25 protein-coding genes are annotated in these 26,881 nt (G+C 64.7%); 4 read left to right on the plus strand and 21 right to left on the minus strand.

The window, feature by feature from the left end:
* Position 1: 1 nt before the first annotated feature.
* Both ACVI1L_RS35985 and ACVI1L_RS35990 read right to left on the minus strand, forming a co-directional pair.
* Positions 2-2,410 carry a TonB-dependent receptor family protein gene (locus ACVI1L_RS35985; RefSeq protein WP_456785045.1) on the minus strand — a complete coding sequence of 803 codons (2,409 nt, stop codon included), beginning with the start codon at positions 2,408-2,410 and terminating at the stop codon, positions 2-4.
* 82 nt (positions 2,411-2,492) lie between these two features.
* Entirely contained in the window at positions 2,493-2,864 is a 372-nt protein-coding gene (locus tag ACVI1L_RS35990) for a DUF2946 domain-containing protein (RefSeq protein ID WP_076825366.1), read from the minus strand.
* Between the two features lie 457 nt (positions 2,865-3,321).
* On the opposite strand from ACVI1L_RS35990, the gene ACVI1L_RS35995 reads away from it, so the two are divergent.
* From ACVI1L_RS35995 to ACVI1L_RS36010, 4 genes are all read left to right on the plus strand, one after another.
* Complete coding sequence (locus ACVI1L_RS35995) at positions 3,322-3,747, plus strand: globin (RefSeq protein WP_057016481.1); 426 nt, start codon at positions 3,322-3,324, stop codon at positions 3,745-3,747.
* An 88-nt stretch (positions 3,748-3,835) separates the two neighbouring features.
* On the plus strand, positions 3,836-4,873 hold the full coding sequence (locus tag ACVI1L_RS36000) for a sugar ABC transporter substrate-binding protein (protein WP_057016480.1): 1,038 nt from the start codon (positions 3,836-3,838) through the stop codon (positions 4,871-4,873).
* Between the two features lie 9 nt (positions 4,874-4,882).
* Positions 4,883-6,385, plus strand: a complete 1,503-nt coding sequence (locus ACVI1L_RS36005) for a sugar ABC transporter ATP-binding protein (protein ID WP_057016479.1) — start codon at positions 4,883-4,885, stop codon at positions 6,383-6,385.
* 94 nt (positions 6,386-6,479) lie between these two features.
* A complete protein-coding gene (locus ACVI1L_RS36010; RefSeq protein ID WP_057016587.1) occupies positions 6,480-7,514 on the plus strand; it encodes an ABC transporter permease in 1,035 nt (344 codons plus the stop codon).
* Between the two features lie 365 nt (positions 7,515-7,879).
* Here the strand turns inward: ACVI1L_RS36010 and mtnK are convergent, their stop codons facing one another.
* The 19 genes from mtnK to ACVI1L_RS36105 form a co-directional block, all read right to left on the minus strand.
* Positions 7,880-9,184, minus strand: a complete 1,305-nt coding sequence (mtnK, locus tag ACVI1L_RS36015; RefSeq protein WP_141340990.1) for an S-methyl-5-thioribose kinase — start codon at positions 9,182-9,184, stop codon at positions 7,880-7,882.
* Between the two features lie 212 nt (positions 9,185-9,396).
* The gene (locus ACVI1L_RS36020; protein WP_057016477.1) at positions 9,397-9,672 is read right to left on the minus strand and encodes a DUF1467 family protein; all 276 of its coding nucleotides are present in this window, start codon (positions 9,670-9,672) and stop codon (positions 9,397-9,399) included.
* Positions 9,673-9,678: 6 nt separating this feature from the next.
* On the minus strand, positions 9,679-10,083 hold the full coding sequence (gene mce / locus ACVI1L_RS36025) for a methylmalonyl-CoA epimerase (RefSeq protein WP_057016476.1): 405 nt from the start codon (positions 10,081-10,083) through the stop codon (positions 9,679-9,681).
* Positions 10,084-10,154: 71 nt separating this feature from the next.
* Entirely contained in the window at positions 10,155-11,825 is a 1,671-nt protein-coding gene (locus ACVI1L_RS36030) for a ribonuclease J (RefSeq protein ID WP_141340991.1), read from the minus strand.
* Positions 11,825-12,631: a biotin--[acetyl-CoA-carboxylase] ligase gene (locus tag ACVI1L_RS36035; RefSeq protein WP_456785651.1), complete on the minus strand. Its 807-nt coding sequence runs from the start codon at positions 12,629-12,631 to the stop codon at positions 11,825-11,827. The genes ACVI1L_RS36030 and ACVI1L_RS36035 overlap by 1 nt, the downstream gene beginning before the upstream one ends.
* Before the next feature lie 61 nt (positions 12,632-12,692).
* Positions 12,693-14,129, minus strand: coding sequence for an NADH-quinone oxidoreductase subunit NuoN (nuoN, locus tag ACVI1L_RS36040; protein WP_057016475.1), 1,437 nt, complete (start codon positions 14,127-14,129; stop codon positions 12,693-12,695).
* Between the two features lie 10 nt (positions 14,130-14,139).
* A complete protein-coding gene (locus ACVI1L_RS36045; protein ID WP_456785046.1) occupies positions 14,140-15,654 on the minus strand; it encodes an NADH-quinone oxidoreductase subunit M in 1,515 nt (504 codons plus the stop codon).
* A complete protein-coding gene (nuoL, locus tag ACVI1L_RS36050) occupies positions 15,655-17,727 on the minus strand; it encodes an NADH-quinone oxidoreductase subunit L (RefSeq protein WP_456785047.1) in 2,073 nt (690 codons plus the stop codon).
* 8 nt (positions 17,728-17,735) lie between these two features.
* Positions 17,736-18,044, minus strand: a complete 309-nt coding sequence (gene nuoK / locus ACVI1L_RS36055) for an NADH-quinone oxidoreductase subunit NuoK (protein ID WP_016841823.1) — start codon at positions 18,042-18,044, stop codon at positions 17,736-17,738.
* Entirely contained in the window at positions 18,041-18,679 is a 639-nt protein-coding gene (locus ACVI1L_RS36060) for an NADH-quinone oxidoreductase subunit J (protein WP_028333975.1), read from the minus strand. Before ACVI1L_RS36060 ends, nuoK begins: the two co-directional genes overlap by 4 nt.
* A 9-nt stretch (positions 18,680-18,688) precedes the next feature.
* Entirely contained in the window at positions 18,689-19,183 is a 495-nt protein-coding gene (gene nuoI / locus ACVI1L_RS36065; RefSeq protein WP_018271854.1) for an NADH-quinone oxidoreductase subunit NuoI, read from the minus strand.
* 7 nt (positions 19,184-19,190) lie between these two features.
* Positions 19,191-20,261 carry an NADH-quinone oxidoreductase subunit NuoH gene (nuoH, locus tag ACVI1L_RS36070; protein WP_018271855.1) on the minus strand — a complete coding sequence of 357 codons (1,071 nt, stop codon included), beginning with the start codon at positions 20,259-20,261 and terminating at the stop codon, positions 19,191-19,193.
* A 10-nt stretch (positions 20,262-20,271) separates the two neighbouring features.
* Positions 20,272-22,347 carry an NADH-quinone oxidoreductase subunit NuoG gene (gene nuoG / locus ACVI1L_RS36075; protein ID WP_456785048.1) on the minus strand — a complete coding sequence of 692 codons (2,076 nt, stop codon included), beginning with the start codon at positions 22,345-22,347 and terminating at the stop codon, positions 20,272-20,274.
* Between the two features lie 7 nt (positions 22,348-22,354).
* Complete coding sequence (locus ACVI1L_RS36080; RefSeq protein ID WP_158074164.1) at positions 22,355-22,843, minus strand: hypothetical protein; 489 nt, start codon at positions 22,841-22,843, stop codon at positions 22,355-22,357.
* An 8-nt stretch (positions 22,844-22,851) separates the two neighbouring features.
* On the minus strand, positions 22,852-24,177 hold the full coding sequence (gene nuoF / locus ACVI1L_RS36085) for an NADH-quinone oxidoreductase subunit NuoF (RefSeq protein WP_057016471.1): 1,326 nt from the start codon (positions 24,175-24,177) through the stop codon (positions 22,852-22,854).
* A gap of 19 nt (positions 24,178-24,196) precedes the next feature.
* Positions 24,197-24,409, minus strand: a complete 213-nt coding sequence (locus ACVI1L_RS36090) for a hypothetical protein (protein ID WP_035631350.1) — start codon at positions 24,407-24,409, stop codon at positions 24,197-24,199.
* Positions 24,409-25,020 (minus strand): NADH-quinone oxidoreductase subunit NuoE, encoded by a 612-nt coding sequence (gene nuoE, locus ACVI1L_RS36095; protein ID WP_029080758.1) that lies wholly within the window; start codon positions 25,018-25,020, stop codon positions 24,409-24,411. Before nuoE ends, ACVI1L_RS36090 begins: the two co-directional genes overlap by 1 nt.
* A 41-nt stretch (positions 25,021-25,061) precedes the next feature.
* Positions 25,062-26,258 (minus strand): NADH-quinone oxidoreductase subunit D, encoded by a 1,197-nt coding sequence (locus tag ACVI1L_RS36100; RefSeq protein WP_076825356.1) that lies wholly within the window; start codon positions 26,256-26,258, stop codon positions 25,062-25,064.
* Positions 26,255-26,872, minus strand: a complete 618-nt coding sequence (locus tag ACVI1L_RS36105; RefSeq protein ID WP_253639752.1) for an NADH-quinone oxidoreductase subunit C — start codon at positions 26,870-26,872, stop codon at positions 26,255-26,257. Before ACVI1L_RS36105 ends, ACVI1L_RS36100 begins: the two co-directional genes overlap by 4 nt.
* Between the last annotated feature and the right edge of the window lie 9 nt (positions 26,873-26,881).

Here is a 26,881-nt window from a genome sequence, read left to right on the forward strand (position 1 = left end):
CTCATTTGAACGCAATCTTCATGCCCGCCACGACGGCGCGCGGCGATCCGGCATAGATCGAGTTGGTCGAGTTCGCCAGTACGCTCGCGGGATTTTGAATGCCTGCCGCGGTCACCGAATTTGAGATGTTGTTCGCCGACGCCACGTACGTCCGGTCGAAGACGTTCCTCACCTCGATGTAGAGGTTCAGCGCCTTGAAATAATCGGAGACGAGATCGGTCTTGTAGTGCAGATTGAGGTTGACCAGCTCATAGCCTGGCGCCTTCAAGAGGTTGGCGTTGTCCATGTAGAAGCTGTCCTTCCACTGCACTTCGACGAACCCGCCAAATCCCTGAAACTGACCCGACAGCTGGTCGTAGCCCAACCGCGCCGTGAGCTCGTTCGGCGAAATGCCGGGAATCTTGTTGCCGGCGCGATTGAAGCTGAACACCGCGCCGTTCGTGATGTTCTCGACGTATTCCGTGTAGACCTCGTCGAGATAAGTGTAGGCCGCCGAGAACCGCCAGCCCGGCAGGAATTTCCAGTCGGCGGCCAGCTCGACGCCGCGATGCTCCGATCGCGGCGCGTTGAACGTGTAGGAGATGCCCGCAAGCGGCGTGGCCTGAGAAACGAGCTCGTCCTTGAAGAACTCGTAGAAGCCCGTGACGCTGAGCTTGAGCGCGTTGTTCGGTGTCCAGTCGGCACCGACATCGTAACCGAGATTCTTTTGCGTCCGCAGCTGGGTGTTGTTGCCCGAGGCGCCACTCGGCAGGACGAACAAATTGCTGACCTGCGGCGTGCCGTATCCGGTTGCCACTCGTCCACGGACTTGCCACTCGCTGCTCAGCCGGTACAGCAATGCGAGCTCGGGCGCGGTATTCTGGAATTGCCGGTCCGCCGTCGTGATCGCCGTGGTCGTGGTTCCGGCCGCGCCGGCGTAGCTGTAGGCGGTGTTCCGGCCCGTCAGACTGGTGGCCTCCCAGCCAATGCCGGCAACGGCCGTCAGCGCAGACGTGAGCTTCAATTCCTCGCGTGCGCGAACACCGTAATTTGTCGTCGTGCTGAACAAATTGCTCGACAGGCTTCCGAGCGTCGCATTTCCGCCCGGCATTACATTGCGCGTGTCGCTCGACGCGGTGAGCGTATTGTAGAAGCCGCCGAAATAGGTCGTCGAATCCAGCCCAAAAATATCGCCGCGTCTGACGACGTCGCTCATGTAGTTGTAGGACGGGAAGTCGCCGATCGCGCTCGTCGATCCCGTCGGTTGATTGATATTGCGGTCGTCGAAGACGAACTGGTTGCGCCAGGTGGTCTGGTTGTCGAAGTCGTGCTCCCAGCGGCCGCCGACGATGGTACGGCGGTCGTCGCGCCCGAGACCGGCCTGAACCGCGGTCTCCCTGTCGGTCCCGGCCGCCGCGTTGAATCCGTTGTTGAACAACGTCACGGTGGCGCATCCCGGCGCGGCCGTCGCGCCGGTCGTGCAGCCCTGCTGGAACGGGTTCTGGTAGAACTGGTTAAGCGAGGAGCGGATCGGCAGGCGCGTCGTCAGGTCGTTGTTGATCAGCTTCACCGTGAAGCGGTCGTCCGGCGTGACCTGCAGCGTGCCGAGGAAATTAACGGTCTGTGTGTTGAACCAGCTGTTGCCGATGTAGCCGTCGCCGCGCGCGTCGCTCGCGAACAGCGAGGCCTCGAAATTGCCGACCTTCTTGCCCGCCGCGAGATAGTTGTTGAGGTAACCGAAGCTGCCGCCGTCGACGCCATACTCGACGCCGTCGATCTTGCCGCCCGGCCGGGTCCTGAAATTCAGCGCGCCGCCGGTCGCATAATTGCCGTAGAGCGCCGATGACGGCCCGCGGACCACGTCGATGGCGCCATAGGCATGCGGATCGATCAGGTCGCTGCGCGACAGGCCGTCCGGCTGGGTCACCGGGAAACCGTCGTCGAAGATGACGAGGTTGCGGATGCCGAAGCCGTTCCGCGCATTCGACCCGCGGATCGAGATGCCGAAATCACGCGGGCCGTTGCCCTGCTTGATCGAGATGCCCGGACTGTCGCGCAGCACATCGGCGACGGAGAACGCCGGTCGGTTGTCGAACTGGCTGCGGTCGATGGTCGTCTGCGTTTGGCCTGTCGGCGCCCGGTTCAAACCGTCGCGGGTCGCGGCAAGCGTCTCCCCCGGCCTCGCGCCGTCCGCTGGGGCCGCCGTCACGGCTGGCGCTGTCGCCGGCTTCGGCGGCCGCCGCACGGACGCGGCACGAACGCGCGGCTTCTGCGCCGCCGGCTTGGCGCGCACCGCCGTCCGGGGCGCCTCGACGGTGACGGAGGGTAGCTCTGTGCTGGGCGCCTGGGCTTCGGCAGCGGACGGCAATGAGCAAAGCGTCGCGCCCAGCGCGAGCACGCTTGCCGCCTCCAGCGGATGATAGCGAAACATGGATGAATCCTGACACCGGCGCTCCGGCCGGCTTGCTCAAGGGCACTTGCTGGCGCGGGACGCACCGGCAGCGACAAGGTCGTCAGGAAAACAGCGGCGGCGCGCGGGCTTGCGCCGAGAGGCCGGCGCGCGAACGATCGAGCTCGGAGGCGAAATCAAGCCAGGCGATCGGGTTCGGCAGGCGTTCGACGGCCTGGGCCACAACTTGCGGGCTATCAACCGGCGCACCGGTCTGCAGCACGCTGCAGGCCGAGCAGCAGCCGTCATGGGCGTCGTGACTGGTCTGGTCACCCTGCCCCGCTCCGGAGCCGGCATCGCCGTGGCAGATGGTGGCGGCCGCGAGCGGATCGGACGCGGCAAGGCTCGCCGCCCAGCAGGCCCCGATCGGTGCAAGAATCTGCACAAGCAGGGCAACCAAGACGATGGGCAGAAAATTCTTCAGCCGCCGGCGCATCGCAAATCCATCCGCCACGGAACTAACCACCATGGGCGCCGGAAGTCGAGATCGCCGATGCGTCCGGTTTCTTCCAGCCGACGGAAATAACCGAGCGTGGCACTTGCGTCACGGCAACTCCGAAATCAGTCGTATCCCCTTACCCTGCCACGTGTTTTATATCTCCCGTCACAACCGCCGGTGGCGCCATCCCAATCATTTCGCAAATTGCTCGAAAATTGAACAATCGTTGCCGAAAATGATGACAAGCCTGGAAAGATAGTCTACCAATTCGGGCTCAGGCCAGCCGCGAGGTGTGTCCTGGTGGTCCAAGTCTCGGGAGGAGCCCGACGCGCACAAGCAGCGTCACCCCATCAATCAAGATCAAATCGAATTTTTGGGGCAAATAGGGTCGACACAATTTTTGGAGCAGGGCTTTGAGCCCTGCTCTTTTTTTATGTGATGATCGCAATCCGCTATGGCTCCATCATTGAATCCGATCGAACGCAGCTTTGAACTCGCAGCAGCGGCTTGCGATGATCTGACACCGTCAGTCTATCGCCGCCTATTTCGCGAACATCCCGAGACGCAGGCGATGTTTCGCACCGAAGGCAGCGAGCCGGTGAAAGGCTCGATGCTGCAGCTGACGATCGAAGCCATCCTCGATTTCGCGGGCGAGCGCCGCGGACATTTTCGCCTGATCGAATCGGAAGTGTTCTCGCACGACGCCTACGGCACGCCGCGCGAACTGTTCGTCGCGTTCTTCGCGGTGATCGCCGATACGCTGCGCGACATTCTCGGCGAGCAATGGTCTGCGGAGATCGATGCTGCGTGGCACAAGCTGCTCGGCGACATCGAAGCCATCGTGCTGCAGCAGAAACATCTCGTGGACGAGAGGCCGTAGCGTCACCGTTCCGATTGTGACACACTCGCTTTATCCGCGGCGCGTGCAACTGACGCCGACGGTCAGAAAAACGAAGAGGGAGCAAGCAATGCCAGGGACCGACAAGGGGATGGACAAGGCGTCGACGACGCGGCGCGACCTTCTGCAGATGGCGGCGGCAGGTGGAGCTGCGGCCGGCCTGTTCGGCGGAATGGGCATGACGACGTCGGCGCTCGCCGCCGAAACGGGACGCTCGGAAAAGCCGCTGAAGGCGGCGTTCTCCAATGCCGGACTGCAGGCGACGTGGTGCGCGCAAGGCAAGCAGGCCGCCGAGTTCTGGGGCAAGCTGTTCAACGTCGAGGTGACCTGGTTCGACGGCCAGCTCGATGCCGTCAAGCAGCGCGCCGCGATCGACAACATGGCGTCGCAGAAATGGGACTTCGTCGCGATCCAGGCGTTCGGCATCGGCACGCTGACCCAGCCGGTGCAGAAGATGATCGACGCCGGGACCCCCGTGATCGACATGGACACGCTTATTGCTCCTCTCGATCAAATTAACGTCCACTCGTTCCTCGCACCTGACAACGAGTTCATGGGCGCCTCCGTAACGCAGGCGCTGTGCAACGCGATCGGCGGCAAGGGCAAGGTCATCATGACCCAGGGCGCGCTCGGCCATACCGGCGCGCAGGGCCGCGCCAAGGGCTTCAACTCGGTCATCAAGCAGTTCCCGAACATCGAGGTGCTGGATACCCAGCCCGCCGACTGGGACGTCTCGAAGACCGCCCGGCTCTGGGAAACCTATCTGACCAAATACTCGCAGATCGACGCCGCCTTCTTCCACAATGACGACATGGCGCTCGCCGCCTACAACATCATGAAGGCGCGCAACCGCACCAACATCCTGATTGGCGGTGTCGACGCCATGCCGCCGGCGATTCAGGCGGTCAGCGAAGGCCGCATGTTCGCGACCGTCCGCAATCCGTCCTGCCGCATCCATGGCGGCGCGATCGTCGCGGGCGTCGCCGCCGTGGTCGGCGGCGAAAAGAGCGGCCAGGGCATTCCGAAGAATGTCGTGACCGACGGTCCCGTCGTGACCAAGGCCAACGCCGCCGGCATGCAATGGATGGAGGATCATTTCCTGATCTGAGCGGGCCTCATGACGCAGGGACGCTCGGCGATCCTCGAATTGCACCAGATCACGAAGGCCTTCGGCGGCGTCGAAGCCCTTCGTGGGATCGACTTCGCGCTGCACGCCGGCGAGATCCATGGTCTCGTCGGCGAGAACGGCGCCGGAAAAAGTACGCTGATGAAGATCATCGCCGGCGTGCATCCGGAGTTCTCCGGCCGCTTCATGCTGGACGGCAAGGAGACCCGCTTCCGCTCCACCCGTGACGCGCACGCCGCCGGCATCGGCATGGTGCATCAGGAGCTCAGCGTCGCGCCTGATCTCACGGTCGCTGAGAATGTGTTCCTCGGCAACCAGCCGACCAACCGCCTCGGCTTCGTGCAATGGCGGCGGATGGCGCGCGAGGCCGGCGAGCAGCTGGCCCGGTTTGGCATCGACGTCAACCCGATGACGCGGCTCGGCGATTTGCCGATCGGCCTGCAGCAGCTGATCGAGATCGCTCGCGTGCTGTTTTCCGGCGCACGCATCATCATCCTGGACGAGCCGACCTCCGCCCTCTCTCCGCCCGAGGTCGAACGCCTCTTTGCGACGCTGCACAGGCTGCGCGACGAAGGCACCAGCATCGTCTTCATCTCGCACTTCATCGAGGACATTTTGCGGGTCTCCGACGTGGTGACGGTGTTCCGCAACGGGCGGAAGATCGCGGAGACCGCGTCCGCGGACACCACCAAGGGCGCCCTGATCGAGGCCATGATCGGCCGCGGCGGCGAGGCGCTGGAACACAGCTACACCGATGACCTGATGCTCCCGCAATCGAGCGGAGGCGCGGCGGTGCTGAAGGTGGATCAGCTCTCGCTGCGCCGCAGCCTGCGGGACGTCTCGTTCGAGGCCCGCTCCGGCGAAGTGCTCGGTATCTACGGCTTCATGGGCTGCGGGCAGCTGGAGCTGTCGCGCATCCTGTTCGGCAAGCTGCGACCCGACGGCGGAACGCTTGCGGTCGACGGCGCCACGAAGACGTTTCGCAGCACCGCGGCGGCGCGACGGGCCGGCGTCGCCCTGGTGCCGGAAAGCCGGCGCGCCATGCTGTTCCACCAGGAACCGGTCTACAAGAACATCTCGATCAGCATCCTCGAACGGATCTCGGCGCTGCTGCTCAAGCCGGTGCGCGAGCGTGCGATCGCCCAGCGCCAGGTCGAGCAACTGCAGATCCGGCCGCCGGTGGTCGGCCTCGATCTCGGCATGCTGTCCGGCGGCAATCAGCAGAAGGTGGCGCTGGCGAAATGGCTAGCCTATCCGCCGCGCGTCCTGGTGCTGTGCGAGCCGACCCGCGGCATGGATGTCGGCGCCAAGAACGACGTGATCAACATCGTGCGCGATCTCCGCGCCAAGGGGCTGGCGATCATCGTGCTGTCGACCGAGCCGGAGACGGTGCTGTCGCTGGCCGACCGGATCCTGGTGCTGAAGCGCGGCGCGGTGGTGCGCGAATTCGCGGGCGAAGCGGTCAGCAAGGACCGGCTGCTGGAGGCGGCCTAGAGCATGATCCGGAAAAGTGCGAAGCGGTTTTCCGATGCTCAAACAAACAGAGAAAGCGCGATGACCACCTCATCGCGCTTGATGGAGAGACATGATGGCAAGCAGTGACGGCGCCACGGCGCGAGCGGATCACCAGCGGTCGCGCGGGCTGGCGCCCTTCGTGCGCTCGCAGATGCGCAACATTGCGCCGTTCCTGACGCTGATCTTCCTCAGCGCCTTCTTCGCGATCGCGAGCCCGTCGTTTGCCACCATCGACAATGTCGGCAACATCCTCACGCAAGTGTCGGTCACCGGCATCATCGCCGTCGGCCTCACCTTCGTGATCCTGTGCGCCGAGATCGACCTGTCGATCGCCAGCATCGCCAACGTCACCGGCATTGCGGTGGCGTACTTCACGCTGCAGGAATCCTACGTCAACATCGCCAATGTCCCGATGCCGGGCATCGTCGCGATCCTGCTGGCGCTTGCGCTGTGCGCGCTGCTCGGCCTCGTCAACGCGCTGGGGTTGACCATGATCGGCATCCCCTCCTTCATCATGACGCTCGCCATGATGCAGATTGCGGCCGGCGTCTCGGCGCTGCTGGTGCGCGGCCAGATCGCCTACAAGGTGCCGGACCTGATCACGACGCTCGGCTCCGGCTCGATCGGCGGCATCCCCTGGATTGTGATCGTCGCCGCGGTGATGCTGCTCGGCGGCCACCTGGTGCTGACCTACACACGGTTCGGCCGCTACGTCTACATGGTCGGCGGCAACCGCGAGGCCGCGGAATTTGCCGGCCTCAACGTCAAGCTCATCCTCGGCAGTGTGATGGTGATCTCGGCGGTGTGCTCGGGGATCGGCGGCATGCTCGGCGTCGCCCATTTCGGCAGCGCCCAGCAGAACGAGTTCGATACCTATCTGCTGGATTCGATCGCGGCCGTGGTGGTCGGCGGCACCAGCCTGTTCGGCGGCCGCGGCGGCATCGGCAACACCATCGTCGGCCTGTTCGTGCTCGGCGTTCTCAACAACGGCCTCGACCACGTCAATATCGACAGCTTCCTGAAGATCCTGATCCGCGGGTTGATCCTGCTCGCGGCGCTGATCATCAACGTGTACGCGCAGCGGCTGCGGGAACAGGCGGCGGATTAAGGATGAAGGAGCTGAGCACACAGCTCTCTCCATTCGTCGTCCCTGCGAAAGCGGGGACCCATACGCCGCGGCGGGTATTGTTGAAGGAACTCGTCATTCCAGCGTCGCTTAACAATGATCGTTGGTGGTTATGGGTCCCGGCCTTCGCCGGGACGACGCCGAGTGTGTATCGCTTGTGAGTCAAACATCCGCATTCTCGCGACATGATTTGTCCGAGCTTGCTGTTCGTTCCGCCCTCGCGTTGAAGAGGGCGCAGGGAAAGCCGCGCTGCGTAGGACGAGTAGAGCGAAGCGAAACCCATCAACTCTTATCGCGCTGTCAGAATGATGGGTACCGCTTCGCTCCACCCATCCTACGCTTCCCGGCTACCTCGCAAAATCCGGCTGCCAGTGGCGCAGCTCGCGGGCGGCGTAGGTGACCGCGCCGATCGTCGTGTAGGACGGCGCCTCCAGCATCATATTGCGGGCGAGCTTGAGGGCCCGCGCCTCGCAGATCGCGCGCTGCTTCTCGTCGGCGATCCACTCGAAGTCGATGTTGTGCGCGAGACCAAGGATGCGCCGGATGGTCTTGGCCGCGGCGAAGCCGACGGTGTCCTCGAACAGCCGCGCCATGTACGCCTGCCGTTCTGCCTCCAACCGCGCGGCACCTGCCTCGCCGGTAAACAGCGACACCGGATAGCCGTCGCCGTTCGCCTCGCTGCGCCACAGCGCCAGGAACTTTCGGGAAAACTCGCTCCAGACGCCCTCCATGGTCGCGAGTAGCCAGGCCTCGAACGAGGCGCGCTCGCCCGGCGCGCGCTCGTGGCCGGCGGAGGCGAGATAGGCCATCAGGAGGTTGCCGATGACGGCGCCGATGTCGAAGCCCATCGGGCCGTAGAAGGCGAACTCGGGATCGATTACCCTGGTCTCGCTGTCTGTAACCATGATCGAGCCGGTATGCAGATCGCCGTGCAGCAGCGCCTGCGGGCTCGCCATGAATTTCAGCTTCAGCCTGGAGATCGCGACATGCAGGTCGAGGTCCTCGCGGAACGCCGCCGCCGTGGCGTCGAGATACGGCGCGGTCCAGCGGTTCTGCTCGGCGATGCGGTAGGGATCGGTGAAGATCAGGTCTTCTGTGATCTTGCAGAGCGCGTGGTTGCCGGCGAAATCGGCGATGCCCTGCTTCTTCTCCGCGGCCGACAACGCAAGGTCGGACGTGAAGAACAGCGTTTGCGCCAGGAAGGTTGAGATATCCTCGACAAAGCGCGGGTACCACGTGGCCTCGATCAGGCCCTTGCGCATGATGATGTGCGGCTCGAGTAGCTCCATCGCGGTGAGCGCGAGCGGCGCATCATGATGCAGCACCGCCGGCACGAGCATCGGCGCCAGCCGCGCCTGATGCACCAGCGCCATGTGCTCGTAATGCGCCCGCGACAGCGGCAGCGGCCAGCTCTCGCCGACGAGGCGCACATACGGCAGCGCCTGCTTGACCGCGAGGCCGCCGCTTCCGCCCTTGACGATGAAGACGAGATTGAGATTGCCGTCGCCGACCTCGCTGATCGACCAGTCCGCCGGCGCGCCGCCGAGCTGCGCGACGATGGCGGGCAGCCCCGCGAGATAATCCCGCAGATCGGCTTCCCGCAGGATTCGATATGCGCTCGGCCCGGAGCCCGGCTGGGACTGCAGGTTCATCGTGGTCGCCTCCTCCGCATTGCCAGGGCGAGGTTGATCCCCACTCCATTGGCATCAGTTTCTAAAACAGCATCCCCATCGGTTCGTAGCCCGGGTGAGCCAACGGGTCGCGCGAACGCGCGCCCGATGACAGGCTCCGCGATACCCGGGAAAGTGATCCCGCATGTCGCTTCGCTCATGCGGGCTACTTCTGATCCCACGAAAACTGCGTATCAGAACGGCATCCCCATCAGCTTCGACAGCCGCTCGATCGAGAGATAGCCGGAATGATAGGCCCACATCGCGATCGCGAAGATCACGGCGGAAATCAGCGTGGTCCACAGCAGCTTGCGGCCCATCCGCGCCAGGATCGGCGCGCCGGGGTCGGTGCCGGGCGCGCCGACATTGTCCTCGTGCTGGCTGCGCACGCCGAACGGCAGCGTCAGGAACAGCACGAGCCACCAAAGCACGAAGTAGATCGCAAGTCCGGTGGAGATCTGGTAAGCCATGCGGCCTCAGGCCTGTTCGATCTCGACCAGGGCGCCTGAAAAGTCCTTCGGGTGGAAGAACAGCACCGGCTTGCCATGCGCGCCGATCTTCGGCTGGCCGTCGCCCAGCACCCGCGCACCCTCGGCGATCATGCGGTCACGGGCCGCGATGATGTCGGGCACGTCGTAGCAGACATGGTGGATGCCGCCGTCGGCATTGCGCTCGACGAATTTCGCTATCGGCGAGGTCTCGCCCAGCGGCTCGATGAACTCGATCTTGGTGTTCGGCAGCGTCACGAACACGGTAATCACGCCGTGTTCCGGCAGCGGCACCGCATCGGAAATCTCGGCATTGAAGGCAGTGCCGTAGATCTTCGCGGCCTGCTTGGCGTCCTTGACCGCGATCGCGACGTGATTGAGCCGGCCCAGCATCTCTCTCTCCCTTCAGTTGAGCATGATCTTTTCGGAAAATCGCTTCGCACTCTTCCGGATCATGCTTAGGCTCAAACCGTCAGAACGTGCACGACGCAGATCGGCTTCTTGCCCCATTGCTCGTTCAGCGCCGCCCGCACCGCGCGCCGCACCGATTCCCCCAGCGCGTCCGGATCGCGCCGCCGCGGCTTCGGCAGGCCCTCGATCGTCGATACCACCACATCGAACACGATGTCGTCGAGCAGTTCGCCCGCCGCATTGTTCTCCGGCATGCCGACCAGATCAACCTCGGGATCGTCGACGAGCTCGCCCTGCTCGGTCATGGCGATGGCGACGAAGGCGCAGCCGGCAAAGCCCATCCGCCGCCGCTCCACCACAGCGCGCGACTTGGCGTCCTCCAGGATGGTTCCGTCCTTGTAGAGCCGCCCCGCCGGCACCTCGCCGATGATGCCGGGCTCGCCGGGCCCGAGCTTGACGAGGTCGCCGTTGCGGCAGGTCAGGACCTTGGGCACGCCGGCGGCGCGCGCCAGCTTGGCGTGTTCGGCGAGATGCAGCGCCTCGCCATGGACGGGGATCAGCAGTTGCGGCCGCACCCAGGAGATCATGTCGCGCAGCTCGTCGCGGCGCGGGTGGCCGGAGACGTGCACCAGATGCTCGCGGTCGGTGATGATCTCGACGCCCTGCATGACGAGGTTGTTGATGATCGAGCCGACCGCCTTCTCGTTGCCGGGAATGGTGCGGGAGGAGAAGATCACGGTGTCGCCCTTGTTCAGGGTGACCTGCGGATGGTCGTCATTGGCGATCCGCGCCAGCGCCGCACGCGGCTCGCCCTGGCTGCCGGTGCACAGCGCCAGCACCTTGTCGGCCGGGAAATGGCCGTAATAGTCGGCGCTGCGGAATTTATGCGAGCCATCGAGATAGCCGCATTCGCGCGCCACCTGCACCACGCGCTCCATGGCACGGCCGACCACGACGACCTCGCGGTCGGCGGCGTTGGCGGCGTCCGCCACCGCCCGCACCCGGGCGACATTGGAGGCGAAGGTCGTGACCGCGACCCGGCCCTTGGCCGCCTTGACCAGCTTCTTGATTGTGGCGGCGACCTCGGTCTCCGACGGCGAGCGCCCGTCGCGCACCGCATTGGTGGAATCGCCGACCAGCGCCAGCACGCCTTCATCGCCGAGCTCGCGCAGCCGCCGCTCGTCGGTCGGCTGGCCGATGATCGGGGTCGGATCGATCTTCCAGTCGCCGGTATGCAGCACGGTGCCGAGATCGGTCTTGATCGCCAGCGCGTGCGATTCCGGAATCGAATGCGCGACCGGGATGAACTCGACATTGAACGGACCGATATCGACTCGCCCGCCCGACGGGATCACCGTGACCGGGATTTTTGGCGGGTTGCGCTCGGCGGCGCATTTGGCCTCGAACAGCGCCGCGCTGAATTGCGTCGCGTAGATCTTGCAGCCGAGCTTCGGCCAAAGATCGATAATGGCACCGAAATGATCCTCATGGGCGTGCGTCAGCACGAGGCCCACCAGATTGTTGCGCTCCTTCTCGAGGAAGCGGACGTCGGGCATGATCAGGTCGATGCCCGGCAGATGCTCCTCGTCGCCGAAGGAGACGCCGAGATCGACCGCGAGGAAGGACCGCTGGTGGCGGTTGCCGAGGCCGTAGATCGACAGGTTCATGCCGATCTCGCCGACGCCGCCGAGCGGCGCAAAGGTGAGCTCGTCCGGACGCGCCATCAGTTCGCCCTCACCGAGGCTGCGGTGCCGAAATAGACCTCGCCGGCGGTCACGGGCAGGCGCTCGCCATCAGCAGTGCGGACGATCAGGCAGCCGGTATCATCGATGGTGTCGAACGTGCCCTCAAGGGTCGCCGAGCCGGTCTGGACCGCGACCTTCTCGCCGAGCCCGGCCGCGCGCTCCAGCCACAGCCTGCGGATCTCGGGGAAGCCGCGGCCGTCGTCCCAGATGCCGCGAAACTCGACCCAGGCGTCCGACAGCGCGGCAAACAGCTCCTCCGCCCCGATCTGGATGCCGAGCGCCGCGAGCGATACGGCCGGCGTCGGCGTCCCCTCTGGTGCTGCGACGACATTGGTGCCGATGCCGACGACGACCGCCAGCCGGCTCCCGATGGCTTCGGCCTCAAGCAGGATGCCCGAGAGCTTCCTGCCGTTGGCCAGCACGTCGTTCGGCCATTTCAGGGTGAACTTCGGGCTGTCCGGCCCGAGCCGCAGCGCCGCCTCGATGCTGACCTTCCGCAGCGCAGCTTCGAGCGACAGCCCGGCGGCGAAGCCGAGGGTAGCGGCGACTGCCGGCTGGACGTCCGTCACCTCGAGGATCGTGCTGGCGAGATTGCCGCGCGGCGCGACCCAGATCCGCTGCCGCCGCCCGCGGCCCGCGGTCTGTTCCGGCGTCACGAACCACATCGGCCCCTGCTCGCCGTCGCGGGCGCGCAGCATCGCCTCGGCATTGGTCGAGCCGATCTGATCGAAGGCGGCGAGCCGGTAGCCCGCCGCTATGGCCCGGGGCCCGAGCGTGAAGGTCATGTCAGCGTTATGCGCATGATTGGTTCCGAAAGCCAGCATCCCGATTTCGGAACTGCACGCTTCAAAATAGTGATTTGGCCGCCGCCGTGGCCACGCTCACCAGCGGGCCCGGATAGGCGAAGTAGAAGATGTTGAAGATGCCGGCGACCGCCAACACTGTGCGCAGCTCGACGCGGACCGGGTCGAGCTTGCCGAGCGGCTGGTCGAAATACATCACCTTGACGATCGACAGATAGTAGAACGCGCCCACCACGCTGGTCAGCACGCCGATCACGGCGAGCGTGAACAGATTGGCCTTGATCGCGGCGACGAACACGTACCATTTGCCGAAGAACCCGGCGAGCGGCGGCACGCCGGCCAGCGAGAACAGCAGCATCGCGAAGATGAAGGCGAGCAGCGGATTGGTGCGGGAGAGGCCGGCGAAATCGCTGATCTGCTCCAGCGCCTGGCCGTTGCGCTTCATCGCCAGGATGATGCTGAAGGAACCGAGCGTCATCGCGACGTAGATCGTGATGTAGATCAGGACGCCCTGGGCGCCCTCGACCGTGCCGGAGGCGAGGCCGACCAGCGCAAAGCCCATATGGCCGATCGAGGAATAGGCCATCAGCCGCTTGATGTTGGTCTGGCCGATCGCCGCGAATGAGCCCAGCGCCATCGAGGCGATCGCCACGAACACCAGGATCTGCTGCCACTGGGTGACGATGCCCGGGAACGCGGTCAGCGTCGCGCGGGTGAACACCGCGAGCGCCGCGACCTTCGGGGCGGACGCGAAGAACGCCGTCACCGGCGTCGGCGCGCCCTCATAGACGTCGGGCGTCCACATGTGGAACGGCACCGCCGACACCTTGAAGCAGAGGCCGGCGAGCAGGAACACCAGGCCGAACACGATGCCGATGCTGCCGGTCGTCGCGGCGGCCGCGATGCCGGCGAAGCTGACGGTGCCGGTGAAGCCGTAGATCAGCGAGGCGCCGTAGAGCAGCATGCCCGACGACAGCGCCCCGAGCACGAAATACTTCAGGCCCGCCTCGCTCGACTTGGCGTTGTCGCGCTGGCTGGCGGCGACGACGTAGAGCGCAAGGCTCATCAGCTCGAGGCCGAGATAGAGCGAGATCAGGTCGCCGGCCGAGATCAGCACCATCATGCCGAGCGTCGACAGCAGCACCAGGATCGAGAACTCGAAGTTGCGGCTCGACGGCTGGGACAGGTACTCGGTCGACAGGATCAGGGTTGCCGCCGAGGCGATCAGCGCGAGGACCTTCAGGAAGCGGGCGAAATCATCGACGATGAAGCTGCCGCCGAAGGTCACGAGCTTGCCGGCCGGCAGCCAGAGTTCCAGCACGCCGGTCAGCACCAGGAGACAGATCGCCAGCGCCGTGACGAGCCGCGTCGTCCCCTGCCCGCGATAGGCTCCGATCATCAACAGCACCATGGCGCCGACCGCGAGCACCAGCTCCGGCAGCACCGGCTGCAACTGATAACCTGCACTGGAAAAGCTCATGACGAGGGCCTTACTGGACGGTCAGCGCGGCTGCCTTCACGGCAGTCACGGCGGTTTGGTAATTGTTGACGAGCTGCTGCACCGAGGCCGCCGACATGTCGAGCACCGGCTTCGGATAGACGCCGAACAGGATGGTCAGTGCGATCAGCGGGAACAGCGTCACGCATTCGCGGAAGGTGAGATCCTTGATCGACATCAGCGACGGCTTGACCAGCACCCCGAACACCACCTTGCGGTAGAGCCAGAGCGCGTAGCAGGCCGACAGGATCACGCCGGTGGTGGCGAAGAACGCCGTCGGCAGCGAGATCTTGAAGGTGCCGAGCAGCGTCATGAACTCGCCGACGAATCCGCTGGTGCCCGGCAGACCGACATTGGCCATGGTGAAGACCATGAAGGTCAGCGCGTAGAGCGGCATCCGGTTGACGAGACCGCCATAGGCCGCGATCTCGCGGGTGTGCATGCGGTCGTAGACGACGCCGACGCAAAGGAACAGCGCGCCGGAGACGATGCCGTGCGAGACCATCTGGAACATGCCGCCGGCGACGCCCTGCGTCGTCACCGCGAAGATGCCCATGGTGACGAAGCCCATATGCGCGACGGACGAATACGCGATCAGCTTCTTCATGTCCTCCTGCATCATCGCCACCAGCGAGGTGTAGATGATGGCGATGACCGACAGCACGAACACGAACGGCGCGAAGTCGTGCGAGGCCAGCGGGAACATCGGCAGCGAGAAGCGCAGGAAGCCGTAGCCGCCCATCTTCAGCAGGATCGCGGCCAGGATCACCGAGCCCGCCGTCGGCGCCTCGACGTGCGCGTCGGGCAGCCAGGTGTGCACCGGCCACATCGGCATCTTCACCGCGAACGAGGCGAAGAAGGCCAGCCATGCCCAGGTCTGCATCGACCGCGGCACCGCGGTGTGCATCAGGGTCGGGATGTCGGTCGTGCCGGCGTTCCAGTACAGCGCCATGATGGCGAGCAGCATCAGGACCGAGCCGAGGAAGGTGTAGAGGAAGAACTTGAACGACGCATAGACCCGGCGCGGGCCGCCCCAGACGCCGATGATCAGGAACATCGGGATCAGGCCGCCCTCGAAGAACAAATAGAACAGCACGAGGTCGAGCGCCGAGAAGGTGCCGACCATCAGCGTTTCCAGGATCAGGAACGCCATCATGTATTCGCCGACCCGCTGCGTCACCGACTTCCAGCTCGCGATGATGCAGAGCGGCATGATCGCGGTGGTCAGGATGATCAGCGGCAGCGAGATGCCGTCGACGCCCATGTGATAGGTGATGCCGGTGGCGAGCCAGGACGCCTTCTCGACAAACTGGAAGTCGGTCGAGGCCGGATCGAAGCGCGCCACCAGGATCAGCGAGATCGCGAAGGTGATCAGCGTGGTCCACAGCGCGATCCAGCGCGCCGTGCGGCTCGCGGTCTCGTCACCGCCCCGCGCCAGCAGATAGACCAGGATCGCACCGACCGCCGGCAGGAAGGTCGTGACCGAAAGGATGGGCCAGGTTGTCATCTACTGGCCTCCCAAGCCGAACATGAACCAGGTGATCAATCCGGCGGCCCCGATCAGCATCGCGAATGCGTAGTGATAGAGGTAGCCGGTCTGCAATTTCACGACGTTGCGGGTGACGTCGAGCACGCGGGCGGAGACGCCATCGGGACCGAAGCCGTCGATGATGAAGCCGTCGCCCTTCTTCCACAGCGTGTAGCCGAGCCACTTCGCCGGGCGCACGAAGATCCAGTCGTACAGCTCGTCGAAGTACCATTTGTTGAGCAGGAACTGGTACAGCATCGGCTGCTGCTGCGCGAGCTCGACCGGTAGGTACGGCCTGCGGATGTAGAACAGATACGAGATGAACAGGCCGAGCGCCATCATCACGGTGGGCAGCGGCGCAAGCCAGCCCGGCATGTGCTCCATGTCCTCGAGGATGTGCGGGTTCATCTTCACGGACTCGCGGAAGAACTCTTCCACGCCGTGCGGGTTGACGAACAGCTCCTTGAACGGCAGGCCCGCCAGGATCGAGCCGGCGGCGAGCACGCCGATCGGCACCAACATCCACACCGGGCTCTCATGCGCCGCCTCGTAGTGCTTCTGGTCGTGCGGCTCGCCGAAGAACGTCTTGAAGATCAAACGCCAGGAGTAGAACGAGGTCAGGCCGGCGGCCACGATGGTCAAGAGATAGGCGTAGGTCGCGAACGGGTTATGCGCCGCATAGGCCGCCTCGATGATCGCGTCCTTGGAGAAGTAGCCGGCGAACAGCGGGAAGCCGGTCAGCGCCAGGGTGCCGATGCACATCACCGCGAAAGTGTACGGGATCTTGCGCCACAGCCCGCCCATGTTGCGGATGTCCTGCTCGTGGTGCATCGCGTAGATCACCGAGCCTGACCCTAAGAACAGCAGCGCCTTGAAGAAGGCGTGCGTGAACAAATGGAACATGCCGACCGAATAGGCCCCCGCTCCCATCGCCACGAACATGTAGCCGAGCTGCGAACAGGTCGAATACGCGACGATGCGCTTGATGTCGTTCTGCACGAGGCCGATCGTGGCGGCGAAGAACGCCGTGGTCGCGCCGAAGAACATCACCACCGCCTGCGCGGTCGGCGACAGCTCGAACAGCGGCGACAGCCGCGCCACCATGAACACGCCGGCGGTGACCATGGTCGCGGCATGGATCAGTGCCGACACCGGGGTCGGACCTTCCATCGCGTCCGGCAACCAGGTGTGCAGCAGGAACTGGGCCGACTTGCCCATCGCACCCATGAACAGCAACAGGCAGGTCAAGGTCAGCGCGTCGGCCTGCCAGCCGAAGAAGTTGATGGTCTTGCCGGTCAGACCGGGCGCGGTATGGAAGATGGTCTCGAAATCGGTCGAGCCGACCAGCGCGTAGATCGCGAAGATGCCGAGCGCGAAGCCGAAGTCGCCGACGCGGTTGACCACGAAGGCCTTGATCGCCGCGGCATTGGCCGACGGCTTCTGGTACCAGAACCCGATCAGCAAGTAGCTCGCGAGGCCGACGCCCTCCCAGCCGAAGAACAGCTGAACGAGGTTGTCCGACGTCACCAGCATCAACATCGCGAAGGTGAACAGCGAGAGATAGCCGAAGAAGCGCGGCCGGTTCGGATCCTCGTCCATGTAGCCGATCGAATAGAGGTGGACGAGCGCGGACACCGTGTTGACCACGACCAGCATCACCGCGGTCAGGGTGTCGACCCGCAGCGTCCAGGCCACCTGCAGGTCGCCCGAGTTGATCCAGGGCAGCAGCACGACGCGCGCGTCATGGTGCATGAAGCCGACATCGACCAGCGTGAACCACGACAGCGCCGCCGACACGAACAAGAGGCCCGTGGTGATCAGCTCGGCAAGGCGCGAGCCGGCGGCCGCCGGCTCGGAGACATGGTGATCGTCATGGCCATGGTCATCATGGCCATGATCGTCATGGGCCGCGGAGGCATGGGCGTCGCCATGCGCATCGTCGTGATGGTCGACGGTATCGCCGCTCGGGCAGCGCGCATGGGCACCGACCAGCGAGATAATGCCTGCGAGGATGGCGCCCAGCAGAGGCAGGAATACGATTGCCTGAACCATAACTGCGCCTAGCCCTTCATCAGATTGACGTCTTCAACCGCGATCGAACCGCGGTTGCGGAAATACACCACCAGCACGGCGAGACCGATCGCAGCCTCGGCGGCGGCCACCGTCAGCACCAAGAGCGCGAACACCTGGCCGACGATGTCGCCGAGGAAGGTCGAGAACGCCACCAGGTTGATGTTGACCGACAGCAGGATCAGCTCGATCGACATCAGGATGACGATGATGTTCTTGCGGTTGAGGAAGATGCCGAGGATCCCGAGCGTGAACAGGATCGCGGCGACCGCGAGATAGTGTCCGAGCCCGATCGTCATTTCACCCACTCCGCCGCGTCGGCATCCTGCAGGCCCTGCCCCGACGCCACCTTGCGCATCGCCATCGCCATCTCGGGCGTGCGCGCGTTCTGCACGTTGATGTTCTGCCGCTTGACCTTGGCCTTGTGGCGCAGCGTCAGCACGATGGCGCCGATCATCGCGACCAGCAGCACCATGCCGGCGAGCTGGAAGTAATGGATGTACTTCGTATAGAGCACGAGGCCGAGCGCCTCGGTGTTGCTGACATTGGTCGGGATCGCCGCGGTGATCGTCTTGGTCACGGCCGGGTTGATCACCCAGGCGCCGACCACGAGCAGCAGCTCGAACATGAAGATGCCGCCGATCACGATGCCAATCGGCAGATACTGGATGAAGCCCTCGCGCAGCTCGACGAAGTCGACGTCGAGCATCATGATCACGAACAGAAACAGCACCGCGACCGCGCCGACATAGACCACGATCAGCATCATCCCGAGGAACTCGGCGCCCATCAGGATGAACAGCCCGGCCGCGTTGACGAAGGCCAGGATCAGGAACAGCACGGAGTGCACGGGATTGCGCGAGACAATCACCATGACCGCCGAGGCCACGCAGGCCGCAGCAAACAGGTAGAAGAACAGCGCCGGAAGGATCATGCCCTCACCTCACCGGTATGGCGCGTCGAGCGCGATCGACTTCGCGATCTCGCGCTCCCAGCGGTCGCCATTGGCGAGCAGCTTGGCCTTGTCATAGTACAGTTCCTCGCGGGTCTCGGTCGCGAATTCGAAATTCGGTCCCTCGACGATGGCGTCCACCGGGCATGCCTCCTGGCACAGGCCGCAATAGATGCACTTCACCATGTCGATGTCGTAACGCACCGTGCGGCGGGTGCCGTCGTTGCGGCGCGGGCCGGCCTCGATCGTGATCGCCTGCGCCGGGCAGATCGCCTCGCACAGCTTGCAGGCGATGCAGCGTTCCTCGCCGTTCGGATAGCGGCGCAGCGCGTGCTCGCCGCGGAAGCGCGGCGAGATCGGGCCCTTCTCGAAGGGATAGTTCAGCGTCGGCTTCGGCTGGAAGAAATAGCGCATCGCCAGGAAGAACGCCGAGACGAATTCCGACAGCAGAAGCGAGCGGGCTGTTGCGTTGACATTGACACTCATGACGGCCTCACTTCGGCGCGATGCCGGCGAACTGCAGCACGCCGGCCACGATCACCACCATCGCCAGCGACAGCGGCAGGAACACCTTCCAGCCGAGCCGCATCAGTTGATCGTAGCGGTAGCGCGGCACGATCGCCTTCGCCATCGCGAACATGAAGAACATGAAGAACACCTTCAGGGCGAACCAGACGATGCCCGGAATCCAGGTGAACGGCGGCAGATTGACCGGCGGCAGCCAGCCGCCCAGGAACAGGATCGACGCCAGCGCGCACATCGTGGTGATCGCGACATACTCGCCGAGCATGAACAAAAGATACGGGGTCGAGCCGTATTCGGTCATGAAGCCGGCGACCAGCTCGGACTCGGCTTCGACCAGGTCGAACGGCGGACGATTGGTTTCCGCGAGCGCCGAGACGTAGAACACCACGAACATCGGGAACAGCGGCCACACATACCAGTTCAGGATGGTGAGCTGCGGCAGGCCGATCAGATGCGCAAGCCCGCGGGTGTTCTGCGCCTCGACCACAGCCGACAGGTTCAGCGAGCCGACGCAGAGCAGCACGGTGATGATGACGAAGCCGATCGAGACCTCGTAGGACACCATCTGCGCCGCCGAGCGCAGGGCGGCCAGGAACGGATACTTCGAGTTCGACGACCAGCCGGCCATGATGATGCCGTAGATCGACAGCGACGAGATCGCGAAGATGTAGAGAACGCCGACATTGATGTCGGAGATCACCCAGCCGAGATCGAACGGGATCACCGCCCAGGCGGCCAGCGCCAGGATGCACGACACCAGCGGCGCCAGCAGGAACACGCCCTTGTTGGAGCCGGACGGAATCACCGGCTCCTTCAGCACGAATTTCAGGAGGTCGGCGAAGGATTGCAGCAATCCGAACGGCCCGACCACGTTGGGGCCGCGGCGGATCTGCACCGCCGCCCAGATCTTGCGGTCGGCGAGCAGGATGTAGGCGATCGCGATCAGGAGCACGACCAGCAGCAACAGGCTCTCCGCGACCATGATGATCAGCGGCCAGAGGAAGCCGGTCCAGAACGAGCTTGCGAAGAATTCAGCCATCAGGTCACGCTCACTCCGCTGCCGTCAGCATTCGGCCCGACGCCAGCCGCGAGCACTCCGCCATCACGGCAGAGGCCCGCGCGATCGGGTTGGTCAGATAGAAGTCCTCGACGGTCGGCTTGAATGCCGCCTTGTCGACGCTGCCGCCCTTGCCTGCCAGCGCCTTGACGTCGTCGGGCTTGCCGGCCTCGATCTGGTCGAGCCGCATCAGATGCGGGTAGGCCTTGAACATAGCCTGACGCAGCGCCTGCAGCGAATCGAACGGCAGCTTCTTGCCGAGCACGTCGGACAGCGCGCGGATGATCGCCCAGTCCTCGCGGGCCTCGCCCGGCGGGAATGCGGCGCGGTTGGCGATCTGCGCCCGGCCTTCGGTGTTGACGTAGATGCCGGACTTCTCGGTATAGGCCGCGCCCGGCAGGATGACGTCGGCGCGATGCGCGCCCTGGTCGCCATGGGTGCCGATATAGACCACGAAGGTGCCGTCCGGCACCTTGATCTCGTCGGCGCCGAGCAGGAACAGCACGTCGAGCGTGCCGAAGGTCGTCATCTGCGCCGCGGTCAGGCCACCGGCCGCCGGCGAGAAGCCGATATCGAGTGCGCCGGCGCGCGAGGCGGTATCCTGCAGCACGGCAAAGCCGTTCCAGCCGTCCTTCAGCGCGCCGACATTAACGGCGAGCTTGGCGGCCTGCGCCAGCACCGCAGCGCCGTCATGCCTGGTGTAGGCGCCGGCGCCGACCAGGATGATCGGGTGCTGCGCATCCTTCAGCACGTCGGCAAAGGAGTGCTTGCCCGCCACGAGATCGGCCAGCGTGTCAGTACCCGCACCGAGATACTCATGGTCATAGGTGAAATCGGCCTTGGCGCCGATCATGCCGACCTTGAGCCCGCCGGTGCGCCAGCGCTTGCGGATCCGCGCGTTCAGCACCGCGGCTTCCTTGCGCGGATGCGAGCCGATGATCAGGATCGCGTCGGCCTGGTCGATGCCGGCAATGGTCGGATTGAAGATGTAGGAGCCGCGGCCGGCCTTGGCGTCGAACGCATCGCCGCCCTGCACGGCGAGATTGACCGAGCCGAACTTCGCGAGCATTTCCTTCAGCGCATACATTTCGTCGACCGCGGCCAGATCGCCGGCGATCGCGCCGATCCGCTTGCCGTCGCTGCGGCTGGCCTTGGCGGCGATGGCGGCGAAGGCTTCCTGCCAGGTCGCCGGCCGGAGCTGGCCGTTCTCGCGCACATAGGGCCGGTCGAGGCGCTGCGTACGCAGGCCGTCGACGATGTGGCGGGTCTTGTCGGAGATCCACTCCTCGTTCACCGCCTCGTTGATGCGCGGCAGGATGCGCATCACCTCGCGGCCGCGGGTGTCGACGCGGATCGCAGATCCCACGCCGTCCATGACGTCGACCGACTGGGTCTTGCCGAGCTCCCAGGGCCGCGCCGCGAAGGCGTAGGGCTTCGAGGTCAGCGCGCCGACCGGGCAGATATCGACCAGGTTGCCCTGCAGCTCCGAGCTCAGCGCCTGCTCGAGATAGGTGGTGATCTCCATGTCCTCGCCGCGGCCGGTCGCGCCCATTTCCGGCGCGCCGCAGACTTCGGCGGAGAAGCGGACGCAGCGCGTGCACTGGATGCAGCGGTTCATCGAGGTCTTGACCAGCGCGCCGAGATACTTGTCCTCGACCGCGCGCTTGTTCTCGGCGAAACGGCTGGTGTCGACGCCGTAGCCCATCGCCTGGTCCTGCAGATCGCACTCGCCGCCCTGGTCGCAGATCGGGCAGTCCAGCGGATGGTTGATCAGCAGGAACTCCATCACGCCTTCGCGCGCCTTCTTCACCATCGGCGAACGGGTCGAGATTTCCGGCGGCTCGCCCTTCGGGCCCGGCCGGCAGTCGCGCACGGCCCAGGCGCAGCTCGCGACCGGCTTCGGGCCGCCCTTCACCTCGACCAGGCACATCCGGCAATTGCCGGCGATCGACAGCCGCTCGTGATAGCAGAAGCGCGGAATCTCTGCGCCGGCCGCCTCGCATGCCTGCAGCAGCGTGTACTCCGGCGGCACATCGATCTCTTTGCCATCGACGATGATCTTGCTCATGTCTGTCTCAAGTCTTTCCGAGCTTGCAGTCGGGCGGTGCGACGCTCGCGGTTTTCAATGAGGTCTTCACCCACTGCTGGGTGTCGGCGCCGTAGGTCGCGAGATAGGCAGGCTGCGCCTGGTTCTTCTCGCAGAGGAACGGCAGATGCGGTTTCAGGTCGTAGTCACACGATGCCTGCCATTCGCGCTTATCCGCGAAGGCGGCAAAGGTCTCCTCGCAGGCATAGAGGAAATACGAGACAAAACTCTCATATTGGGACCGCTCTTCGCGACCGGCGGCCTTGATGGTCTCGTAGTCCGGCTGAGCGAATTTCGGATTCTGGAATGCGAGATCGGTGTAGCCGAGAAACGCTGAACGCGCGCTGGAAGCACGGTTCGAGGTACGGATTTCGTTGATCTGCAGCAGGATTGCAACAAAGCCGAGCAGCGCCACGGTCGCCTGCGCCATCTGCGCAAGCGTCCCGTACTTCTGCCACCATGCAGCCTGTTGCGTCATCACCAACATTACTCCGCGGCTACCATGTGCATGGGATCGCGAATGCCCTGATCGTCGAGATCGGCCTTGTGCGAATATTGGTCGATGCGCTCTTCGATCTCGTGACGGAAATGCGCGATCAGGCCCTGGATCGGCCAGGCGGCGGCGTCGCCGAGCGCGCAGATAGTGTGGCCCTCGACCTGCTTGGTGACCTCGAGCAGCATGTCGATCTCGCGCTTGTGGGCACGGCCGTCGGCCATCCGGGTCAGGACGCGCCACATCCACCCCGTGCCCTCGCGGCACGGCGTGCACTGGCCGCAGCTCTCATGCTTGTAGAAATAGGAGATGCGCGCGATCGCCCGGATCAGGTCGGTCGACTTGTCCATCACGATCACCGCCGCGGTGCCGAGGCCCGAGCGCAGCTTGCTCAGGCTGTCGAAATCCATCGGCGTGTCGATGATCTGCTCGGCCGGCACCATGCGCACCGACGAACCGCCGGGGATCACGGCCTTCAGATTGCCCCAGCCGCCGCGGATGCCGCCGCAATGCTTCTCGATCAGCTCGCGGAACGGAATCCCCATCGCCTCTTCGACGTTGCAGGGCCGTTCGACGTGGCCGGAGATGCAGAACAGCTTGGTGCCGACATTGTTCGGCCGGCCGATGCCGGCGAACCAGGCGGCGCCGCGGCGCAGGATGTCCGGCGCGACCGCGATCGACTCGACGTTGTTGACGGTGGTCGGGCAGCCATAGAGGCCGACATTGGCCGGGAACGGCGGCTTCAGCCGCGGCTGGCCCTTCTTGCCCTCGAGGCTCTCGAGCAGCGCGGTCTCCTCGCCGCAGATATAGGCGCCGGCGCCGTGCGCGACATAGATGTCGAACGGCCAGCCGTTGATATTGTCCTTGCCGACCAGCTTGGCCTCATAGGCCTGGTCGATCGCCGCCTGCAGCCGCTCGCGTTCGCGGATGAACTCGCCGCGGATATAGACGTAGCAGGCATGCGCGCCCATCGCGAAGCTCGCGAGCAGGCAGCCCTCGACCAAAAGATGCGGATCGTGCCGCATGATCTCGCGGTCCTTGCAGGTGCCGGGCTCCGACTCGTCGGCGTTGACGACGAGATAGCTCGGACGGCCGTCCTTGGATTCCTTCGGCATGAAGGACCACTTCATGCCGGTCGGGAAGCCGGCGCCGCCGCGGCCACGCAGACCCGACGCCTTCATCTCGTTGATGATCCAGTCGCGCCCCTTGTCGATGATCCCTTTGGTGCCATCCCAGGCGCCTCTGCGGCGCGCGCCCTCGAGGCCCCAATCATGCAGGCCGTAGAGGTTCTTGAAGATGCGGTCCTTGTCGTCGAGCATGCTCAAAACTTTCCGAACATCACCGATTGGCTTGCGAATAAGCGAGCCCGGCGGCGCAGCCGCCGAACACGATGGCCCACAACAGGCTGGATTCCAGCGTGGCGCTCAGGCCGTAGCGTTGCAGCAGGAACATGAAGCCCGCCGCGACAACGGTATGCAGGGCGATCGTGCGCCAAGCCTTCATCGCAGCGCCCCGTCCCGTCTCATCTGCTAGCACCTGAAAGCTCCGCATCAGGTCGTTTCCTTCAGCGTCGTCGGCCCGCCCGCGGGCGCCGAGAACTGACGGTCGACCTGCGGGCCCGGCTTCGGCGGATTGCCGGCGGCAAAGCCGTCGAGCACCTTGCCGAAGCTTTCCTTGGTCAGGTCCTCATAGGTGTCCTTCCAGATCAGCACCATCGGCGCGTTCACGCAGGCCCCTAAGCACTCGACTTCTTCCCAGGAGAAGTTGCCGTCCTTCGACAGCTGGAAGGGATCGTGATGGATGCGGTGCTGGCAGACCTCGATCAGGTCGGCGGCGCCGCGCAGCCGGCACGGCGTGGTGCCGCACACCTGCACATGCGCCTTCTTGCCGACCGGCGAGAGCTGGAACATGGTGTAGAACGTCGCGATTTCGAGCATGCGGATATGCGGCATCTCGAGCAGGTCGGCGACAGCGCGGATCGCGGCTTCCGAGACCCAGCCGTCATGCTGCTCCTGCACGCGCCACAGGATCGCGATCGCGGCCGAAGCCTGCCGTCCCGGCGGATATTTCTCGATTTGCTTCTTGGCCCAGGCAAGATTCTCGTCCGTGAACGTGAAGCTCGCGGGCTGCAATTCCTTCGGGGCAAGGCGGCGGACGGACATCGATCAAACTCTCATTGCGCGCGGTTCGGATGCGGACATCGTCACCGGTCGACTTCGCCGAACACGATGTCCAGCGAGCCCAGGATGGCGGAAACGTCGGCCAGCAGATGGCCCCTGCAGATGTGATCCATCGCCTGCAGATGGGCGAAGCCCGGCGCGCGGATCTTGCACTTGTAGGGCTTGTTGGAGCCGTCGGCGACGAGGTAGACGCCGAACTCGCCCTTCGGCGCCTCGACCGCGGCATAGATTTCGCCGGCCGGCACGTGCACGCCTTCGGTGTAGAGCTTGAAGTGATGGATCAGCGCTTCCATCGAGCGCTTCATCTCACCGCGGCGCGGCGGCGCGATCTTGTTGTCCTCGACCACGACCGGGCCCTGCCCGTCGGGTGCCTTGAGCTTCTGGATGCACTGCTTCATGATGCGCACCGACTGGCGCATCTCTTCCATGCGGATCAGATAGCGGTCGTAGCAGTCGCCGTTCTTTCCGATCGGAATGTCGAAATCCATCTCGGCGTAGCACTCGTAGGGCTGCGACTTGCGCAGGTCCCAGGCCGCGCCCGAGCCGCGCACCATCACGCCGGAGAAGCCCCACTCCCAGGCTTCCTTGAGCGGCACCACGCCGATATCGACGTTGCGCTGCTTGAAGATGCGGTTGCCGGTGAGCAGCCGATCGAGGTCGTCGACGACCTTGAGGAACGGATCGCACCACGCCTCGATGTCGTCGATCAGCTTCGGCGGCAGGTCCTGATGCACGCCGCCGACGCGGAAGAACGCCGCGTGCATGCGCGAGCCCGAGGCGCGCTCATAGAACACCATCAGCTTCTCGCGCTCTTCGAAGCCCCACAGCGGCGGGGTCAGCGCGCCGACGTCCATCGCCTGCGTGGTGACGTTGAGCAGATGCGACAGGATGCGGCCGATCTCGCAATAGAGCACGCGGATCAACTGGCCGCGGCGCGGCACCGTAATGCCGAGCAGCTTTTCCGCCGCGAGGCAGAACGCATGCTCCTGGTTCATTGGCGCGACATAGTCGAGCCGGTCGAAATAGGGAATCGCCTGCAGATAGGTCTTGTGCTCGATCAGCTTCTCGGTGCCGCGGTGAAGCAGGCCGATATGCGGATCGACGCGTTCGACGACTTCGCCGTCAAGCTCCAACACAAGACGAAGCACGCCGTGCGCCGCCGGATGCTGCGGCCCAAAGTTGATGGTGAAGTTACGAAGGTTTTGCGGTTGTTCATTCATGGCTTCGGCTCCGCCTTGACCTTCTCATCGCCGGGCAGCGGATAGTCCGCGCCTTCCCAGGGCGAAAGGAAATCGAACTTGCGGAATTCCTGGTTGAGCCGGACCGGCTCGTACAGCACCCGCTTCTCCTGGTCGTCGTAGCGGACCTCGACGAAGCCGGTGAGCGGGAAATCCTTGCGCAGCGGATGGCCGTCGAAGCCGTAGTCCGTCAGCAGGCGGCGCATGTCGGGATGGCCGGTGAAGATCACGCCATAGAGGTCGTAGGTCTCGCGCTCGAACCAGTCGGCGCCCGGGAAGACGCCGATGATCGACGGCACCTGCGTGGTCTCGTCGGCCTGCCCGCGCAAACGGACGCGCGCGTTCAGCGTCGGCGACAGCAGATGGTAGACGACGTCGAAGCGCTTCTCGCGGCTCGGATAGTCGACCGCGGTCACGTCGGTGACGTTGACGAAACGGCAGCCGGGATCGTCACGCAGAAACCTGGCGACCTCCACGATTCTGCCAATCTCGACGTCGATAGTGAGCTGATTGAACGCGACCGAGTGCGCCGTGGCCGCGCCCGGAAGCGCGCTCACGATCGTCTGCCCAAGGGCGTCGAGCTTGCCGTCGTCCATACCTGAAAC

The organism is Bradyrhizobium sp. USDA 4516 (genome assembly GCF_054055915.1).

Excerpts from the sequence above, each read along its gene's own strand:
- ACVI1L_RS35985 (WP_456785045.1), bottom strand. The coding sequence starts at position 2,410 with ATGTTTCGCTATCATCCGCTGGAGGCGGCAAGCGTGCTCGCGCTGGGC.
- ACVI1L_RS35990 (WP_076825366.1), bottom strand. The coding sequence starts at position 2,864 with ATGCGCCGGCGGCTGAAGAATTTTCTGCCCATCGTCTTGGTTGCCCTG.
- ACVI1L_RS35995 (WP_057016481.1), top strand. The coding sequence starts at position 3,322 with ATGGCTCCATCATTGAATCCGATCGAACGCAGCTTTGAACTCGCAGCA.
- ACVI1L_RS36000 (WP_057016480.1), top strand. The coding sequence starts at position 3,836 with ATGCCAGGGACCGACAAGGGGATGGACAAGGCGTCGACGACGCGGCGC.
- ACVI1L_RS36005 (WP_057016479.1), top strand. The coding sequence starts at position 4,883 with ATGACGCAGGGACGCTCGGCGATCCTCGAATTGCACCAGATCACGAAG.
- ACVI1L_RS36010 (WP_057016587.1), top strand. The coding sequence starts at position 6,480 with ATGGCAAGCAGTGACGGCGCCACGGCGCGAGCGGATCACCAGCGGTCG.
- mtnK (WP_141340990.1), bottom strand. The coding sequence starts at position 9,184 with ATGAACCTGCAGTCCCAGCCGGGCTCCGGGCCGAGCGCATATCGAATC.
- ACVI1L_RS36020 (WP_057016477.1), bottom strand. The coding sequence starts at position 9,672 with ATGGCTTACCAGATCTCCACCGGACTTGCGATCTACTTCGTGCTTTGG.
- mce (WP_057016476.1), bottom strand. The coding sequence starts at position 10,083 with ATGCTGGGCCGGCTCAATCACGTCGCGATCGCGGTCAAGGACGCCAAG.
- ACVI1L_RS36030 (WP_141340991.1), bottom strand. The coding sequence starts at position 11,825 with ATGGCGCGTCCGGACGAGCTCACCTTTGCGCCGCTCGGCGGCGTCGGC.
- ACVI1L_RS36035 (WP_456785651.1), bottom strand. The coding sequence starts at position 12,631 with ATGACCTTCACGCTCGGGCCCCGGGCCATAGCGGCGGGCTACCGGCTC.
- nuoN (WP_057016475.1), bottom strand. The coding sequence starts at position 14,129 with ATGAGCTTTTCCAGTGCAGGTTATCAGTTGCAGCCGGTGCTGCCGGAG.
- ACVI1L_RS36045 (WP_456785046.1), bottom strand. The coding sequence starts at position 15,654 with ATGACAACCTGGCCCATCCTTTCGGTCACGACCTTCCTGCCGGCGGTC.
- nuoL (WP_456785047.1), bottom strand. The coding sequence starts at position 17,727 with ATGGTTCAGGCAATCGTATTCCTGCCTCTGCTGGGCGCCATCCTCGCA.
- nuoK (WP_016841823.1), bottom strand. The coding sequence starts at position 18,044 with ATGACGATCGGGCTCGGACACTATCTCGCGGTCGCCGCGATCCTGTTC.
- ACVI1L_RS36060 (WP_028333975.1), bottom strand. The coding sequence starts at position 18,679 with ATGATCCTTCCGGCGCTGTTCTTCTACCTGTTTGCTGCGGCCTGCGTG.
- nuoI (WP_018271854.1), bottom strand. The coding sequence starts at position 19,183 with ATGAGTGTCAATGTCAACGCAACAGCCCGCTCGCTTCTGCTGTCGGAA.
- nuoH (WP_018271855.1), bottom strand. The coding sequence starts at position 20,261 with ATGGCTGAATTCTTCGCAAGCTCGTTCTGGACCGGCTTCCTCTGGCCG.
- nuoG (WP_456785048.1), bottom strand. The coding sequence starts at position 22,347 with ATGAGCAAGATCATCGTCGATGGCAAAGAGATCGATGTGCCGCCGGAG.
- ACVI1L_RS36080 (WP_158074164.1), bottom strand. The coding sequence starts at position 22,843 with ATGACGCAACAGGCTGCATGGTGGCAGAAGTACGGGACGCTTGCGCAG.
- nuoF (WP_057016471.1), bottom strand. The coding sequence starts at position 24,177 with ATGCTCGACGACAAGGACCGCATCTTCAAGAACCTCTACGGCCTGCAT.
- ACVI1L_RS36090 (WP_035631350.1), bottom strand. The coding sequence starts at position 24,409 with ATGCGGAGCTTTCAGGTGCTAGCAGATGAGACGGGACGGGGCGCTGCG.
- nuoE (WP_029080758.1), bottom strand. The coding sequence starts at position 25,020 with ATGTCCGTCCGCCGCCTTGCCCCGAAGGAATTGCAGCCCGCGAGCTTC.
- ACVI1L_RS36100 (WP_076825356.1), bottom strand. The coding sequence starts at position 26,258 with ATGAATGAACAACCGCAAAACCTTCGTAACTTCACCATCAACTTTGGG.
- ACVI1L_RS36105 (WP_253639752.1), bottom strand. The coding sequence starts at position 26,872 with ATGGACGACGGCAAGCTCGACGCCCTTGGGCAGACGATCGTGAGCGCG.